12 protein-coding genes and 3 pseudogenes are annotated in these 15,889 nt (G+C 69.1%); 7 read left to right on the forward strand and 8 right to left on the reverse strand.

The genetic code is table 11. The annotated features are described in order from the left end of the window. The first annotated feature begins 315 nt into the window (after positions 1-315). On the forward strand, positions 316-1,437 hold the full coding sequence (locus FDO69_RS30815) for a PP2C family protein-serine/threonine phosphatase (RefSeq protein ID WP_104784452.1): 1,122 nt from the start codon (positions 316-318) through the stop codon (positions 1,435-1,437). A gap of 425 nt (positions 1,438-1,862) precedes the next feature. Continuing rightward, entirely contained in the window at positions 1,863-2,822 is a 960-nt protein-coding gene (locus FDO69_RS30820) for an alpha/beta hydrolase (protein ID WP_104784455.1), read from the forward strand. Between the two features lie 196 nt (positions 2,823-3,018). On the opposite strand, the gene FDO69_RS30825 is transcribed toward FDO69_RS30820, so the two are convergent. From FDO69_RS30825 to FDO69_RS30840, 4 genes and pseudogenes are all read right to left on the reverse strand, one after another. Beyond that, a complete protein-coding gene (locus FDO69_RS30825; protein ID WP_104784457.1) occupies positions 3,019-3,441 on the reverse strand; it encodes an SRPBCC family protein in 423 nt (140 codons plus the stop codon). Positions 3,442-3,860: 419 nt separating this feature from the next. Beyond that, positions 3,861-4,022: pseudogene (locus FDO69_RS42380) on the reverse strand (AraC family transcriptional regulator); the annotation flags it as partial. Between the two features lie 69 nt (positions 4,023-4,091). Continuing rightward, a complete protein-coding gene (locus FDO69_RS30835) occupies positions 4,092-4,709 on the reverse strand; it encodes a VOC family protein (protein ID WP_104784459.1) in 618 nt (205 codons plus the stop codon). A gap of 312 nt (positions 4,710-5,021) precedes the next feature. Continuing rightward, positions 5,022-5,531 (reverse strand): hypothetical protein, encoded by a 510-nt coding sequence (locus FDO69_RS30840; protein ID WP_104784462.1) that lies wholly within the window; start codon positions 5,529-5,531, stop codon positions 5,022-5,024. Positions 5,532-6,141: 610 nt separating this feature from the next. On the opposite strand from FDO69_RS30840, the gene FDO69_RS30845 reads away from it, so the two are divergent. Then, positions 6,142-7,446 carry a YhgE/Pip domain-containing protein gene (locus FDO69_RS30845; protein ID WP_199838341.1) on the forward strand — a complete coding sequence of 435 codons (1,305 nt, stop codon included), beginning with the start codon at positions 6,142-6,144 and terminating at the stop codon, positions 7,444-7,446. 80 nt (positions 7,447-7,526) lie between these two features. Here the strand turns inward: FDO69_RS30845 and FDO69_RS30850 are convergent, their stop codons facing one another. Further along, positions 7,527-7,880, reverse strand: a complete 354-nt coding sequence (locus FDO69_RS30850) for a hypothetical protein (RefSeq protein WP_138430221.1) — start codon at positions 7,878-7,880, stop codon at positions 7,527-7,529. A 235-nt stretch (positions 7,881-8,115) separates the two neighbouring features. Between FDO69_RS30850 and FDO69_RS30855 the strand changes: the two genes are divergently transcribed. Continuing rightward, positions 8,116-8,997, forward strand: coding sequence for an enoyl-CoA hydratase/isomerase family protein (locus FDO69_RS30855; RefSeq protein ID WP_159030665.1), 882 nt, complete (start codon positions 8,116-8,118; stop codon positions 8,995-8,997). 681 nt (positions 8,998-9,678) lie between these two features. Next, the gene (locus FDO69_RS30860; RefSeq protein ID WP_138430224.1) at positions 9,679-10,485 is read left to right on the forward strand and encodes a hypothetical protein; all 807 of its coding nucleotides are present in this window, start codon (positions 9,679-9,681) and stop codon (positions 10,483-10,485) included. 512 nt (positions 10,486-10,997) lie between these two features. On the opposite strand, the gene FDO69_RS30865 is transcribed toward FDO69_RS30860, so the two are convergent. Together FDO69_RS30865 and FDO69_RS30870 are read right to left on the reverse strand one after the other, a co-directional pair. Beyond that, positions 10,998-12,020 carry an alcohol dehydrogenase gene (locus FDO69_RS30865; protein ID WP_104784654.1) on the reverse strand — a complete coding sequence of 341 codons (1,023 nt, stop codon included), beginning with the start codon at positions 12,018-12,020 and terminating at the stop codon, positions 10,998-11,000. A gap of 349 nt (positions 12,021-12,369) precedes the next feature. Then, a pseudogene (locus tag FDO69_RS30870) lies at positions 12,370-12,612 on the reverse strand (serine/threonine-protein phosphatase); the annotation flags it as partial. A gap of 488 nt (positions 12,613-13,100) precedes the next feature. Here FDO69_RS30870 and FDO69_RS30880 point away from each other — a divergent pair. Then, positions 13,101-13,601, forward strand: a pseudogene (locus FDO69_RS30880) (hypothetical protein); the annotation flags it as partial. 327 nt (positions 13,602-13,928) lie between these two features. Next, positions 13,929-15,122 (forward strand): lactonase family protein, encoded by a 1,194-nt coding sequence (locus FDO69_RS30885; RefSeq protein ID WP_104784479.1) that lies wholly within the window; start codon positions 13,929-13,931, stop codon positions 15,120-15,122. Here FDO69_RS30885 and FDO69_RS30890 read toward each other — a convergent pair. Next, on the reverse strand, positions 15,090-15,818 hold the full coding sequence (locus tag FDO69_RS30890) for a DUF2470 domain-containing protein (protein WP_104784482.1): 729 nt from the start codon (positions 15,816-15,818) through the stop codon (positions 15,090-15,092). The genes FDO69_RS30885 and FDO69_RS30890 overlap by 33 nt on opposite strands. Positions 15,819-15,889 lie beyond the last annotated feature (71 nt).

Here is a 15,889-nt window from a genome sequence, read left to right on the forward strand (position 1 = left end):
CCCGGGCGCCGGCAGCGACCGGCATCGTGCCCGGCCCGCCCACCCGGAAAAGGGGCTGTGCCGCGCCCTGACGCCCTGCTGCGCCCCGGGAGAGGAGCTGCCCGCTGCGCCGTCGGGCCCGTGACGGGCGTTCAGACGGCCGGGCGGGTCGAGTCCTGCGGGCAGCGCAAGCGCCTTCTGGCGTCGTGACCAGCCGAGATCGCTGCCGGGACCTGCTTGTCCCGGGCGTTTGATGCACAGCTTCCGTCTCGCACAACCGCGGCTCCCGGAGCGGCGCGCATCCTTCTACGCGGAGGTAGGTGGAAGGCTTGGGGCATGGCCTTTCGACCATGGCTGGACTTCCGGCGCCCCTGGCGGCCGGGGCACGCTCCCGCGCTGGTCGTGATCCCGTTGGGGCTGATCGTCACGGTCTGTGTGGTGGATGTGCTGGCTCCGCCGCACATCCACCTCGGTCCGCTGCTGGTGGCGGCACCCGCGATCACCGTGGCGTTCGCCGGCGCCGGTGTGACGGCGCTGATGGGAGTTCTCGCAGTCGCGGGCCAGGTGCTGATCGGCGTGCTCAGAGGGGTGCTGCCCACCGCCAACATCCAGGCCCAGATCATTGCCCTGGTCGTCGTCTCCGTCGTCTGTGTCACCGTCTGCGTGGTGCGCGACCGGCGTGAGCAGCAGCTGCACCGGGTACGGTCGGTGGCCGAGGCAGCGCAGAGTGTCCTGCTGCAGCCCCTGCCCGCACGCGCCGGCCCGCTGCGGATCGCCGGCCTGTATCTCCCCGCCGTGGAAGAGGCCGACCTGGGCGGAGACCTGTACGCGGCCGCACGGACCGCCCACCACAGCACCCGGCTCCTCATCGGCGACGTACGCGGCAACGGCCTGGGCGCAATCAACAACTCCGCCCTGCTCCTCGGCGCCTTCCGCGCAGCCGCTCACCGGCAGGCCACGCTGCCCCGCCTCGCCGTCCACCTGGACGCCGCGTTCCGCTGGGACACCAGCCAGTGGCGATCACCGACAGAGCAGGACACCACCGAGGACTTCGCCACCGCCATTCTGCTCGACATCCCCGACCACGATCCGGTCGCCCACCTCATCAGCTGCGGCCACCCACCCGCGCTCCTCCTGCGGGACGATCACCTCACCCCGCTCATGCCCGAGGCAAGCCACCTCCCGATCGGGTTCGGCGGACCGTTCGGCGTCACCGCCTACGAGGTCCAGACGTTCGCCTTCGAGGTCGGCGACTTGCTGCTCCTCTACACCGACGGCGTCATCGAAGCCCGCAACGCCGACGGACTCTTCTACCCCTTCACCAAACGGGCGCCCGCGTGGACCAAGGACGACCCCGACGAACTGCTGCGCCATCTCCAGGGCGACCTGCTGTCCCACGTCCACGGACACCTCGACGACGACGCAGCCGTAGTCGCGATCCGCCGCCTGGCAGTCTGATACCCACTTGCCGCGGCGACACCAGCCACTGGAGCTACCGCCTGGTGGTCTCCAACGTCCATCCACAGGCCTCGAGAGGGCCCCCGGCCAGACGGCCGGGGGCTCTTCCCGCAGTCCCGGGCGGACAGGATCAACTACCCGGCGCGCCAACGCCACCACTGATCAGTACGGCTTGTCGGGTGCCACTCGGCAAGGACCCCGGGGTCATGGAGACGCGGGGCTGCAGCTGGCGATCGCCCCGAGCTGGAGCCACCCTGGTGGCGGGTGTTGAATGGATAGCGTCACGAGCGTGGAGACGTGCCGTCACGGCGGGCAGCCACCAGGCCGCGATCGACTGATTATCGGGAAGATCCAGTGCGTGACAGGTCGGCGCCGCGCGCTCTTGGCGAAGTCCATGTCTGAGCCTTTGCGTGAGGAGTGCTGTCATGTCTGCTGCCAGTGCTGTCGTCCTTGAGTCTGCGGCAAAGGATGTTGCCGACGGATTCTCCCAACCGCCGTTCCTGTACGAGATGGCGCCGGCCGATGCCCGGAAGGTCCTCGCAGACGCGCAGTCCGCCCCGGTCAACAAGCTCCCGGTCGACGAAGAGTGGATCACGGTTCCCAGCCAGGTCGGGGACGTCCGGGTCCGCATCATCAAGCCGCAGGGTACTACCGGCGTGCTGCCGGTCATCGTCTACATGCACGGTGGAGGCTGGATCCTCGGAAACGCCGAAACCCACGACCGCCTCGTACGCGAACTCGCCGTCGGTGCCCGCGCGGCGCTCGCCTTCGTCGAGTACCCGAACTCGCCGGAAGCCCGCTACCCGACCGCGATCGAGCAGGGCTACGCCACCGCCCAGTGGATCACCCGATACGGGGCATCCAGGGGCCTGGACGCCAGCCGCATGGCGGTGGCCGGCGAATCGGTGGGCGGCAACATGGCGGCCGCGCTGGCGCTGATGGCCAAGGAACGCGGCGACGTCACCTTCCTGCAGGAGTCCATGTACTACCCGGTCACCGACGCGGCGATGGACACCGCGTCGTACGAGCAGTTCGCCACCGACTACTACCTCACCCGCAAGGCGATGGAGTGGTTCTGGGACGCCTACACCACCGACCCGGCACAGCGCGCCGAGATCACGGCATCGCCGAATCAGGCCAGCGCCGAGCAGCTCACCGGGCTGCCACCCGCCTACCTGTGCGTCGACGAGGCCGATGTGCTGCGCGACGAGGGGGAGGCATACGCCACCAAGCTCCGCTCAGCGGGCGTCCCCGTGACAACCGTGCGCTACGACGGCACCATCCACGACTTCATGCTGCTCAACGCGCTCAGTGAGACCCGAGCCACGCGAGCGGCCATCGACCAAGCCACCGCCTTCCTTCGCGCCGGACTCGGAACCGGCTGAAAGCACCCCGGACGACACCACTCCACCTGAACGCGGTCCCGGCTGGGCCCGGCTCCGCACGACCCGACGAAGACGGCCGTCCGGTCGTGCGGTTGGGGTTCGGTAGGCAAGCACCGCTTGGCTGTTACCCGCCCGCCTTCGGATGCGGCACCTGCGCCGCGTGGCGCTGGCGCAGTCTTGTGCATGAGCGGCGCGGCTACGTGGTGTGCAGGGGTTCCCTGAAGGACTTACGGAACACCGGCCCGGCGAAGGGAATGATCGGGGACATCATCTTTGACTTGAACGAGGTGGGGTGCCGTTCGAGTCTGACGTCGACGCGGGTGCCATTGTCCGTGGGGGTCATCTGGAACTGCCAGCCCCCAGGGCCGAAGGGCACCGAGTCACGCGTGGTGACGGTCACCTTGTTCGTCGAGGGGTCCCATTCGTAGCGTGCACGCTCCCACGACTTGTCGTTCCCCTCGGTCACCTCCGCCCAGGTATCACCCCGCTCGTGAACTTGGAAGTGCTCGGCATCGATGGACGACCACTCCTCGACACGGGAGGGGCTGAAGTTCGTCAGCACGCCCATCACCTCGTCCGGGCTCATCGAGGAGTTCACGTGGAAGTGTAGGGATGGCATGACGTGCTCCCTGGTTCGAGATGATCATTGCCTGCCGGCGCCTTCGGCGTTCGTCTCTCGCGTGTCCGGCTCGCTTCACCGCCGCCGGTCTGCAATGACCGGAATGGCCAACTTCCAGAATGCACCTCTGCCCAGCAGTGTGCACCAGCAGGTTCCTGACCCGCACCTGTGTGATCGTGTCCGGGACCGGAGTGGGTCTCGCGAAGTGAGGAAGGTAGGCATTGCCGCAGGCGGCCTGATGACCGTGACTAACCGCGGAGCCCGGTCGGGACCGTGGGAGTCGGCATCGTCCTGGACGGCCAACGAGCCAGTCGCACGCCGGGCGTCACACGACCTCGTCCCCGGCGACTGTGCGTCGATCGAAGACGAGCCGCACTGCTGCGGATCCCTCGCCGACCGCAGCGGCGACTCGCTTCAGGCTCCGTGCAAGCCGGCATGCCATCCAGCAGCCCCAGGCGGGCGAGCACCAGCGCGCCGGAGCACTGGGCGCCGATGAGCTGGCGCGAAGGATCGAGCCGCAGCTTGGAGATCAGCTTGTCGTCGGCGACCACTTCTCGGGCTCTCACGCCACTGCCGATCAGGTCCCGACGCACGTCAGTCCCGAACCGATCACGGCGCCCGACGCCCTGGTCTCCTGCAGGGCGATGCGGTCACGACGGCAGTTCGGTCCCTGCATGCTCACGCACCATGTACTGGGCGTACCAGTCCGGCCAGTTCTTGTCCTCAGCGCCGATGCGTGTCTCGTGCTCCCCGTGCGCGGCCGCGGCACGGCGCAGCGCGCTCGCCAGGTCCTCGGCCGAGGCGAACATCGTGTTCGCGGGGTCGAGGCGGCCGGGGAGCCGAGTGGTGACCTCCTGCATCAGCCATCCGTTGCCGTCCGGGTCGCTGAAGGACAGGAACGAGCTGTAGCTCGTGCGCTGTGGATCCGGCCCTGGCACCCGGGTCTCCGTCCCGGCGTGGTGGAAGACGCCGCTTGCGTCGTGGAACACCGCGCTCGGCTCGGCGCCGAGCCGATTCAGCTCATCGTGTGCAGCGTCGATGTCGTCCACGATCAGCTGCAAGCCCTGAGCCGAGCCCGGCGTCTGAGACGTGACCGAGGTGCCGAAGATGACCGATGTCGGTGAGCCCGGCGGCGTCACCTGCACTACCCGGAAGTTCTCGTCCGGGGCGATGTCCGCGTCCAGCCTCCAGCCCAATCGCGTGTAGAAACTCTTGGCCTGGTCGACGTCGGACACCGGCACCACCACGACTTCAAGTTTCATGTCCATGACTGGAACCTCCTGGATTCGCACACGATGCCGCGACGGGACTCGCACCGCCGGACACGGGCGACGCCGGGTGCCCGGTCGGCTGCGGCAAGGAACACTCCGGGGTCGGCTTCGGAGAGGGACAGCGGCTGCGATAGCCCAGGCGGCGATTTGTGCCAGAGCTCGGCCGTCCGGCTTTTCCAACGCCTCCAGGGGCCTCCGCGGCCATCAGACGTGATCGTGGGCCGTTGATGCTCGGGCAGCGGACCGAAGCGAACCCGTAAGCACATCAGCAGAGGCCCGTGGTGGGCATGCCCGTGGCCGGCCGGCGACTTACGGCCTGTCTCTGGCGGCGCCGGTGCCGAGTCGGGTGAGCAGCCAGAAGGTGATTGCGGCGCCGGTGCCGTAGGCGGCGTGTGCGCCGAAATCCCAAGCCAGGACCTTTGCGTCGTACTGCCAGATCGGCTTGTAGAGCCCTGCGATCGGCAAGGTGACGTAGTCGCCGGCGAACACCACGGCACCCAATGGCACGCCGTAGACAGGGGAGGGCCTGGGTAGTGATCCGACCACGATGCCGTAAGCGGCGCCCGCCGCTGAGCCGTAGGCCCAGTGAGCGATGGTGCTCGTGAGCCAGGCGGCACCGTCAGGAAGCCGACGCTGGGTAAAACCCTCGATGACCCGCTTCGCCACCTGCCCCGGATCGGGAGCCTGCTCCCAGCCTTCGACCGGCGCGAATTCCCAGGCGAGCGGGCTGCCCGTTCCGCCTGCGCGACGGTACTTGAGGTAATGGACGGCATCCAGACACACCGTTCCCACCGCCCCGGCCAGCAGGCCGGCCGTCACCGCCGCGAGTGGAGTCAGCGGGTTCCTTCGGGAGCGCATGACGCAATCTCCAAATCGTCAGGGCCGAAAGGATGACGCCCTTCCGAGACCGGGCCGCGATGCGGAGGCGTGCGGCCCGCATCGAGTATCCGGCGTCCGGTCAACGTCCGCGAGCGCAAGCGACCAGGAACCTGCCGGGGCGGTACTGATCGCTCCTGTGGCAGACCTCACGGCAGCGCAACGCCTGCCGCACAACGGGAAGCACAAGCTGCCGACCTTCGTCCGTGTCCGGGATGACGCCGGGTGCGAGAACCGGAACTGGCTTCCTCGGGCTCTCTCCTTGCCAAGAATCCCTGTGACCCCGCAGAGCACCTCTCCTGAGTGCATGCGGGGCGACGTGCACGTTCATTCGTGACTGCCGTCAACCGCGCTCGCACCGGCTCCGACCCCGCGGGCCGTGTCGTTGAGTGACGCTCTATCGACAGAAGGTTATCTTCCCATCGGGGTCCGTCCGCGGCACTCGCCTACTTTCAAGGGTGCGGGCAGCTGATGCACAGGTGTGTGGCTCCTGCGAACAGCCGACCCCTCAGGCGAATCCCGACAGTGCAGGGCCGTGTCCCATTGGAGTTCCATGACCTCGGCGGGTTCCGGGCAGCGGCAAGCGCTGCCGCGCGCCTTTGCCGTGGCACGTCATGGACGGTTGTGGCTGGTGCCGACCGTCCTGTGCGCGCTGGTGGCGCTGCTTCTGACGCTGCTCTACATGGGCGGCATCCTCAACCCCAACGGGAACCTGCGCCGATTGCCGGTCGCCCTGGTCGACACGGACCAGGGCCCGCCGCAGCCCGGGCAGCAACAGACCTTGGGCGCGCAGGTCAGCCGGTCAGTCGTCGCATCGACCCCAGCGGGCAGCGTGCAGTGGAGACGCCTCAGCCAGGCGCAGATGCAGGACCAGTTGGCGTCGGGCAAGGTCTACGGCGCCCTGGTCATCCCAGCCGACTTCACCACCTCGGTGGCGGCGCTGACGACCCCCCACGCCTCGACACGGCCCGCTCTCACGATCCTGACCAACCCCGGGCTGGGCAGCCTCGGCTCATCCCTGGCCGGTCGTCTCACCCAGCGTGCGGCTTACCAGGTATCCCTGACGATCGGCCGACAGCTGACGACCCAGGCTTCCAGCCAGGGCGCCGACGCCACGACTCTTGCGCTCCTCGGCGACCCGATCGGTGTCACCACTCGGGTCGGCCACCCCATCGGCAGGCAGAGCGGTCTCGGCCTGACTGCCTTCTACTTCACCCTGCTCTTGGTTCTCACCGGGTTCGTGGGCGGAAACATCATCAACAGCGGGGTCGACGCGGGCCTGGGCTACACCGACAACGAAATCGGCCCCTGGCACACCCGGCGGCCAACCGTGCCGATCAGTCGCACACAGACGCTGCTTCTGAAGATGCTCATGACCGCGGCAATCACTGTGCTGACCACCAGCCTGCTGATGATTGCTGCGATCACCATTCTGGGCATGGACGCATCACACCTGCCACTGCTGTGGATCTTCTCCTACTGCGCGAGCCTGGCCGTGGGCCTGGGAGTGCAGGCCATCAACGCGGCCTTCGGTGGGATCGGCCAGGTGGTGTCCATGTTCGTGTTCATCGCCCTGGCCCTGCCGTCCTCGGGCGCCACGATTCCCCTTCAAGCCGTTCCGGGCTTCTACCGCTTCCTGGCACTGTTCGAACCGATGCGGCAACTGAGTGACGGCGTGCGATCCATCCTCTACTTTGACGCCCGAGCCGACGCCGGCCTGACCCGCGGCTGGTCCATGATCGCCATCGGCGTTGCCCTCGCCCTGCTGTTCGGGTTCGCCATGACCCTCTACTACGACCGCAAAGGGCTGCACCGTATGACCGCGCGGCCTTCCGCAACACCCGGTGAGGCACCGTGATCGCCCCCGAGCCGCCCGAGAGTCCGCACACCGTAGCCGTCGAACAGCAAGCTGCGTCGGCCGCCTGCGATTACCAGGTCTCACTGCACACGCTGCAACCTGTCGAGCGAGTGCAAGCACATCGAGCGTTCAACAGCCAGTGCGGGCCTTTGGTCCTGCGTACCGCGGTCGGCCGGGCCCGGGTCAGTTGGCCTTCCACCAGCGCGTGGTGAAGTCAGCGTGGGTGTCAGCGTGTCAGCCTCCCAGGTGAAGTGGCCGGCGTCGATGATGTCCAGCTTGCTGTTGGGCAGGCGCATGTACAGATACTCCGCGTACTCCGTGGGCACGACCGCGTCGTTGCGCCCGGCGAGGCACGCCGGCCCCGTGCACGGGGATTCACCGGCCAGCGGCAGTCCTGAAGGAGCGGCGGTCAGGTGCGGAAACTCTTCGGACATCGACACCCTGGGTCCAGTGGGCGGCCGACTATAACCGCGTGTCCGGGGGGCCACAAAACGGACCACCATGGTGACCATCCGAACACCCAACCTTCCAGCTCGTTGCCCCTCGACATACGGCAGTTGCCACGCGCTCGAATCGGGTCCCGCAAACCGGCGGGCAGACACGCGGACCGTACTACAGGCTGTTCAAGTCGGCGTCCCACGCCGCCCTGGAACTGTTCCAAGAGGTTCTGTGGTGCCCCGCAGCTTTCTGCAGCCCTCACTCAACGGAGCCATCATGGCCTTCGCCTATTCCTCGATCCGGACTCGACTCGAAGACGGCGTTCTGTCCGCCACCCTCGACGCCGGCCCACTCAACCTCCTCGGTGTCGATCTGGTCCGTGACCTGGTCTCACTCGTCGACACGCTGGACGACGATCCCGGCGACGTGCGCGTCGTCATCATCGACAGCGCCTCACCGGACTACTTCTCAGCGCACGTGGATCTCACCGCGGTCCCGCAGTACACCGCGGAGGCGGCCAAGGCCGGCGGACCCGGTGACGCCTCACTCGGCATGTTCTTGCACAGGCTGTCGCGCGTTCCTGTAATCACCATCGCCAAGGTGCGCGGCCGTGCCCGCGGCGGCGGCAACGAACTCGCGCTGGCCTGCGACATGACCTTCGCATCGCGTGAGAACGCGGTCTTCGGCCAGTTCGAGTGCGGAACTGGCGCCCTGCCCGGCGCGGGGGGCATCCAGCACCTGACCCGGCGACTCGGCCGCACTCGCGCCATCGAAGCCGTCACCGGAGCAGACGATTTCCCCGCCGCCCTCGCCGAACGCTACGGCTGGATCAACCGTGCCCTGCCCGACGCCGAACTGGACGGCTTCGTCGAACGCCTGGCCAAGCGCATCGCCGGCTTCCCGCCCAAGGGAGTCCAGGCCGCCAAGCGCTTGATCAACGACCTCACGCTGGCGGAGCCCGCGCATATCCGCTCCGACGCCGTCACCTTCCAGGCACTGATCACCCTGGCCGAAACCCGCGAGCGCCTGGACCACCTGGCTCACCGAGGTCTCCAGCGCGAGGGGGAGGTCGAACGCGACCTCGGCAAAGCTGTAGCGGAGTATCAACGTTGACGAAACGTATCTAGCCCAGCAGGCTGCGCGCTTTATACAAGGACTCGCAACTCGCGCGACGGGCGCCAGACGTCTTCGAAACGGCTGGCAAAGTGCCGGAAGCAGCATCCGAACCAGGCGGGCTATGGCAGCAGGGACGGATGTACCCCCTGGCACCGTGAAGCCAGCGCCTTGTGGGCGCTGGACCGGCGGCTGAAGTGCGAGACCGGCGGGGCGTAGTTGCCGATACCGGGCTGCCCGCGGGTCGGGTTAGGGGTGCTGTGGCGGGCCTGGACTTCCCCGAGCGGAGAGCAGAAGGGACGCTCTTGCAGGGCTTTCCTCGATCAGGCTTGGCGCTCTTGAAAACCGTATGCAGCCTGCCGCCAGTGCGCCAGCTGAACAGGTCGCAGCATCCGTGGCGGCTGCGAATCACCCGAGCCTCCAGGCCTCTGGGTTCCAGGCAAAGGAGCGGCCATGTCCTTCAGCATGCGCCGCGCCATGCTCCAGGCGCATGCTGGAAAGGCAGCGACGAACCTACCTGCGGCGCGCCCATCCGTGACACCGCTCGGGTACAGCCGCGGCATGTCAGAAGGTACTTGGTGGCCTTAGGGCGCCGGCGCCGAGCGCGCCCGCACGACCTCGCGCCCGAGTGTTCCCCGAAGCCCAGGCTCGCCTTGATCGTGACTACGAGGAGGGCGTGTGATGTCGGATCAGTTGAACGCCACACTTTCGGGACAGGCCCCCACCGCGCTAGCCGAAGACGTCTCTGTCGCGACTCCACTGGCTGCGCCCCGCATCGCCGGTCGTGACGCTGCTTCGGCAGCTCTCGGGACGTACCAGCAGGCGCTCGGCGCGCCCGAAGCTACTGTCCGGCTCAGGGGAGATGATGTGGAGGGGGTCGTCTACAGCGCGAGCCCCGGCGGACGAGAGACAGAGATCGTCGCGCTGGTCCGGCGCGACACTGCGGGCCTGATTGACACGATCGACGTCTACGGCCGGCCGTGGCCGTTCATGGCCGTTCTCCGCGAAGTGATCGCGAAGATGGACCCCGCTCTCGCAGACCCGAGCCTGGGATCTGGACCGTATGCCCCGGAAGGGCCGACACCGGTTTGGGTAGACCATCCAGCCGTCCCGCCGCTGGCGCAGGACGTTACCCTGTACTCCCCGATCCTGCGCGAAGAGCCGACAGGGAAAGCTGTCGTCGGGCCCATCCTCAAAGCGGCGGCGCAAAGTTTCAGCGACCTCAAGGTACGTGCCGTTCTCGACATTGCGGGCCAGACGGGATTCGCGGTGGTGATCGACGAATACGTGGACGGCGGTCACGTTCAGCAACTGGTAGAGATCTTCACGCTCAACAATGCGGGCGAGGTCGGAGGGATCCGAATCTTCACCCGGCCGTGGCTTGTGACCGCCCAGTTCCGTAAGAGTATGTACGCCCTGCTGAAAGACACTCTCGGCCCCGAATTCTGGGAGGGGCCCGACGTGGAAGAACCCTTGCGCACCCCATGACATGAGGCCCTGGCCCTGACTCAGGCTCCGTCTCCTGGCGCCATCCCACGATCACTGCACCGCGCACGTGGAAGGCCGGGCACAAGAGTCGTCCGGGCGAAAGAGCAGCGGAGGGCTCCGTTTGCACAGCAGCTGGCGGTACGCCGACGAGGGCGGGCGGGTGCCGTCGTCTCCCGCCCGGATCGGTCCAGCGGGCCACCGACCAACAGGTGGACTCAGTCAATCACCGTGTACCGGCCGCTCGTTTACGGCTGACCGCGACGATCCCGGCTCCTGCGAGGAGTAGTCCGTCAGCCGCGGCGGCGCCGACGACGCCTAGAGAGCTGAGTGCCGTTTCGGCGAGGGCGGGCGTGAGGGAATGGCCTCGGGCGGCGTCTCAAATGACGTCGGTGACAGCATCTGGGTGGGCAATCATCACACTGTGGGAGGAGTCGATCTCGACGGTGCGGGAACCGGCGCGCTTGGCTTGGGAGCGCTCCATCGGGCGCATGGGGGTCCGAATCGCCGCGGCTTCAGCCGGTGGTGAGCACCATCCGGAAGCGGGCGGCGCCGGACAGCATTTTCTTGTACGCCTCATCTGCTTGGTCCAGCGACACGGTCTCGATCATCGGGCGGATCCCGTGCAGGGCGCTGAACACCATGGTGTCCTGCACGTCCTGGGCGGTGCCGGACGGGTGGCCGCGGAGGACTTTGCCGCTCAGTATGAGCTGGTTCGGGCTGATTCCTAGCGGCTCGGCGTCGGCGCCGATGACCACAAGCTCGCCGCGGGGGCGGAGCCCTTCCATAGTCGCCGTGATAGCCAAGGAGTTGGCTGCAGTGGCTAGAACTACTCTGGCGCCACCGAGGGACTGCAGCGCGTCCGCGACCGTGGTGTCCGCCGTGCTGTCGACGTAATGGTGGGCGCCGAGCTGCTTGGCAAAGTCGGCCTTGTCCGGCCCGCGGGCGATGGCGACGGTCTCGAACCCCATTGCGGCCGCATATTTCGTTCCCAGGTGGCCAAGGCCGCCGATGCCGAGTACGGCGACCAGATCGCCAGGCCGTGCGGAGCTACGGCGCAGTCCGTTGTACATGGTCACACCCGCACAGGCCAGGGGCGCCGCGTCGGTCGCCGCCAGGGCGTCGGGGATCCGTGCGAGGGCGTCGGCCGGTGCGATCACCGTGTCGGCGAACCCCCCGTCGTATGCCCATCCGGGTACCTTCAGGTTCTCGCACACAATAAAGTCGCCCTGTCTGCACGGTGGGCAGTGCCAGCAGCTGCCGCCGAACCAGCCCACGGCCACACGGTCGCCCACCCGCCAGCCGCTGTATGTTCCCTCGCCGACCTCTTCGATACGCCCGGCGATCTCGTGCCCGGGGACCAGGGGGAACCGGACGCCAGGCAGGAGGGCGTTCACGAATGCAGCGTCGCTGTGGCAGATACCGCACGCCTCGACAGCGATCCTCACGTGTCCGGGGCCGGGCTGCGGGACCTCACGCTCGACGATCTCCAAGGGGCCACCGGCCGCAGCGGCCTGCGCCACTCGATGGGCACTCATCTGGATCTCTCCGTGGTAGGCGTGTATGGACACCCCTGCGTTCAGCAGACCAGCTCTGAGCCCATCATGCACGTGGACCAATGCCGGTGAGCATTCGGACGAACCGGACGGCTTCGTCGAACGCCTGGCCAAGCGCATCGCCGGCTTCCCGCCCAAGGGAGTCTGCGCCGCCAAGCGTTTGATCAACGACCTCACGCCGGCGGAACTCGCGCATATCCGCTCCGGCGCCGCCACCTTCCAGGCACTGATCGCCCTGGCCGAAGCCCGCGAGCCGACATCCAGGACGGTGGCGGAGGATGAACGTTTCTCCGTAGTCGCCTGTCTCCCCCGCCTCCATCACGTCTCAGCACACGCTTCGGTCGAGGTGGGCCCCCAGGCTCGCCTGGCGGTGAGCTGTGACGCGGAACGCCCCGAGCAGCAGTGCGGCGTCACTGACCGCGGTGAGCCCCTTACCGCGCACGTCCCCGACGATCAGTCGGGTGCCGAAGGTGGTGCGCGCCGCCGTGTACAGGTCACCGCCGATTCGAGCCTCGCCTCCGCGGCCAGGTAGCGCTCGCGCCGCGAGCAGTCCGACGGCTCCCGTGATGTATCGGTACACCGTGCTCACGCCCACATCGACACCCGTTGCTACCGATGTCACACTCCGCGCATCCCGCCCAGTGCGCCTCGGTTCTGCTGAACGGAACTGGCCGGGGCCGCCCGCGACACCGGAACCCAAGTCATCAGCACGCAAACGCTGAGGCCACCCAACGATCCTGAAACCATCCGCGAGATCGCGATGCCGAAGGTGTGCGCCGCCCCATAGCAAAATCGCAGCGCAGGCAGGCCCCGGTCACGTCACCGGCCATGAGGCAGCTCCCAACCACCCATCGGCCCGCGAGTCGGAAGATCCCGGCCGAACTCCGATCCGGCCGGGACTCTCCCGCCGCCGCCTGGGCGGGACTCTGCACCATGAGGACAGCACCCGAGCTGGCTGTGCCAGGCAAGCCCGCAGCTGCCACTCCTGCAAGCGACGGTGTTCAGACGGTGGTGCGATTGCCCTGGCGGGCGGCGAGCGCGGCCTCGCGGCTGGGGTAGGCGGGCAGGCCCGCGATGCCCATGGCGGCGCCGGCGCCCGGGGCGGCCCCTGCCCCGTCCGCCCCCGGATCGGCCCCGGCGCCCGCCGCTGCGGGCGCTCCGGCGAGCCCGCCGCGGGCGGCCGCCGCCATGGGTCTGGGTGTCGGCGGCTCCATGCGGCAGGAGGTCTACCAGGACGACCGGCCGCTCTCGGACTGGTCGGAGAAGCCCGCCGGGCGGGTGTTCGTGCACCTGGCGACGCCACCGGAGTGGCGCCGCATCACCGGCGAGGCCGCACCGCCGTCGCCGGTGGACCGGGCCGCCTACACCCGGGCCGGCCTGCCCTGGTTCGACTATTTCGACCAGGACGCGGTGGACCTCGCCCCCACGGACACGCTCCAGTCCGTCAAGCCGGTCGGCGACTGGCTCGGCGACGACCACGCGCCCTGGCAGCCGCCCACGCCGGGGCAGACGCAGCAGCTGAAGGACGCCCCGGGCCGACCGGTCGCGGACGGGGACTGGTAGTCGGCCGGAGGCATCGTGGGCGAGAAACTGGTGGCAGCGCGTCAAGGGGAGGGCTGGTGGTCGGCCGGGAGCGTCACGGAGGGGGCCGGTGGTCGGCCAGGAGCCTCGCGGACAGGGCTGGCGGTCGGCCGGGAGCGTCACGGAGGGGGCCGGTGGTCGGCCAGGAGCCTCGCGGACAGGGCTGGCGATCGGGCGGGGCGCGTCGGCCGCCTCCTCCTCTCGGGGCGTTGCGCCGTGCGCAACACCGCTGCCGTTTGTTGCACCCGAGGGCAGGCAAACGCCAAGGTGGCAGTCACGACGGGGACGAGTGACGACCTGAGGGGCGACATGGGAAGTGGTGGCTGGAGCAGGCGCCGGTTCGTCGGCGCGGTGACGGGCGGGGCCGCCGCGGCGGCGCTGCCGTCCTGCGACAAGGCGCCCGCGCCCCCGTCGGCCCCGGCCGCAACGCCCGAGGTGGGTACGAGCCCGTCGCGCGAGGCCCGGCGCCCCTCCGGGCCCCGGCCGCTCCACCTCGGCACCTACACCTCCGTCGAGGGCGGCGGCAAGGGCATCGGCCTGGCGACCTACGACGCGGCGACGGGTGAGATCACCGGCGTCGGCACGATCGGCGGCGTCGGCGACCCGTCGTACCTCGCGGTCCACCCGGACCGCGGCACGCTGTACGCGGTGGACGAGCGTGCGGACGGGGCCGTGACCGCCGTCCGGCTGTCCGACCGGAAGGTGCTGGGCAGCCGCAGTACCGGCGGGGCCGCCCCCTGCCATCTGTCGGTGCATCCGGGCGGGCGCTGGCTGCTCAGCGCGAACTACGGCACGGGCAGCGTCGCCGTGCATCCCATCGACACCTCGGGCGCCCTCGGTGAACGCACCGCCCTGGTCCGGCATTCCACTCCCCCGCCCGGCCCGGGCCAGGAGGGGCCGCACGCCCACCAAGTCGTCACGAGCCCGGACGGGGGCCACGTGCTCGCCGTCGACCTGGGGACGGACACCGTCTACACGTACCGGCTGGACGAGAAGGCGGGCACGCTCGCCGAGGTCGCGCAGGCGCACACCCGGCCGGGCGCCGGACCGCGCCATCTCACGTTCCACCCGGGCGGCCGGTACGCCTACCTCGCCAACGAGGTCGACAACACGGTGGCGGTCTGCTCCTACGACAAGGCCTCCGGCCGGTTGACCGTCGGCGAGCCGCAGTCCACGGGCACGGGGTCGGGCACGAACTACCCGGCGCAGATCCTGGTGAGCGCCGACGGCCGGTTCGCCTATCTCGCCAACCGGGGCCACAACAGCCTCACGCGCTACGCCGTAGAGGCGGACGGCGCCCGGCTCAGGCTGCTCGACACGGTGCCGGTGGGCGGCGACTTCCCCCGGCAGATCGCGTTCTCCCCGGAGGGCACGCTGCTGTTCGCCGCGAACCAGAAGTCCTCCACCGTCACCGTCTTCCACGTGGACGAGGGCGACGGCGCACTGCGGCGCGCGGGCGGGCCGTTCCCCTCACCCGTCGCCGTCTGTGCGCTGCCGCTGTAGGGACCGCGGGCACGACGCGGAGGTGGCCCGGCCCAGCAGGACGTGCATGCGCTCGGTGAGCTGCGCGACGTCGTCGGCGGGCGCGTGGAAGGCGAGGCGTACGTCGCCGTGGGCGCGGGCCCGTTCGATGCGCAGTGTCAGTCCGTGGCGGTCGACGGCGAGCGGCTGGACGCGCACCGCGCCGTGCAGGCTGTCGGAGTCGACGAGCCGCGTGAGGCGTTCGACGGCGTCGGCGTGGCAGTCGGCGAGGTGGGTCAGCAGCCGGGCCTCGGCCGTGGTGAGCGGGTCGGGCACGGCGGCGGCGAAATCGGCGAGGTCGACGGCCACGGAGGCGGACGCCTGCCGCAGCACGACACGGGTGGGCGTGAAGGCGAGCCTCTCCCCCTCGACGGCGAACCAGCCCGCGAGCCACAGCCGGGCGCGGATCCGGTTGCGGACCGGGACGGGCGCGACATCGGCGAACTCCAGCATCGCGGACGGCTCGCCGCGGGGTGCGCAGATCGCGGCCGCGAGCAGGGCGCTGTCCTCGGGCACGTCCACGAGCACCCTGCCGTCCTCGTCCACGCTGTGCGCGCCGACCAGTTCCTCCCGTGTGCCCTGCGCGGTCACGGAGCAGGACCACGCGGCGGCGAGCACCGAGCGCGCCCGCTCCGCCGCGGCGGGAGACGCCGTCCAGCTGTGGCTGTCGTCAGCCATCCCAGACCTCCTTAGGTAAGCCTCACCTAACTTATCGAAGATCTGGGTGCGCGCCAACCACGTCACTCGAC

It is taken from the genome of Streptomyces tibetensis (assembly GCF_007655005.1).
In the GTDB taxonomy this organism is placed as follows: domain Bacteria; phylum Actinomycetota; class Actinomycetes; order Streptomycetales; family Streptomycetaceae; genus Streptomyces; species Streptomyces tibetensis.

Excerpts from the sequence above, each read along its gene's own strand:
- FDO69_RS30860 (WP_138430224.1), top strand. The coding sequence starts at position 9,679 with ATGTCGGATCAGTTGAACGCCACACTTTCGGGACAGGCCCCCACCGCG.
- FDO69_RS30850 (WP_138430221.1), bottom strand. The coding sequence starts at position 7,880 with ATGTCCGAAGAGTTTCCGCACCTGACCGCCGCTCCTTCAGGACTGCCG.
- FDO69_RS30825 (WP_104784457.1), bottom strand. The coding sequence starts at position 3,441 with ATGCCATCCCTACACTTCCACGTGAACTCCTCGATGAGCCCGGACGAG.
- FDO69_RS30815 (WP_104784452.1), top strand. The coding sequence starts at position 316 with ATGGCCTTTCGACCATGGCTGGACTTCCGGCGCCCCTGGCGGCCGGGG.
- FDO69_RS30885 (WP_104784479.1), top strand. The coding sequence starts at position 13,929 with ATGGGAAGTGGTGGCTGGAGCAGGCGCCGGTTCGTCGGCGCGGTGACG.
- FDO69_RS30865 (WP_104784654.1), bottom strand. The coding sequence starts at position 12,020 with ATGAGTGCCCATCGAGTGGCGCAGGCCGCTGCGGCCGGTGGCCCCTTG.
- FDO69_RS30890 (WP_104784482.1), bottom strand. The coding sequence starts at position 15,818 with ATGGCTGACGACAGCCACAGCTGGACGGCGTCTCCCGCCGCGGCGGAG.
- FDO69_RS30845 (WP_199838341.1), top strand. The coding sequence starts at position 6,142 with ATGACCTCGGCGGGTTCCGGGCAGCGGCAAGCGCTGCCGCGCGCCTTT.
- FDO69_RS30820 (WP_104784455.1), top strand. The coding sequence starts at position 1,863 with ATGTCTGCTGCCAGTGCTGTCGTCCTTGAGTCTGCGGCAAAGGATGTT.
- FDO69_RS30835 (WP_104784459.1), bottom strand. The coding sequence starts at position 4,709 with ATGGACATGAAACTTGAAGTCGTGGTGGTGCCGGTGTCCGACGTCGAC.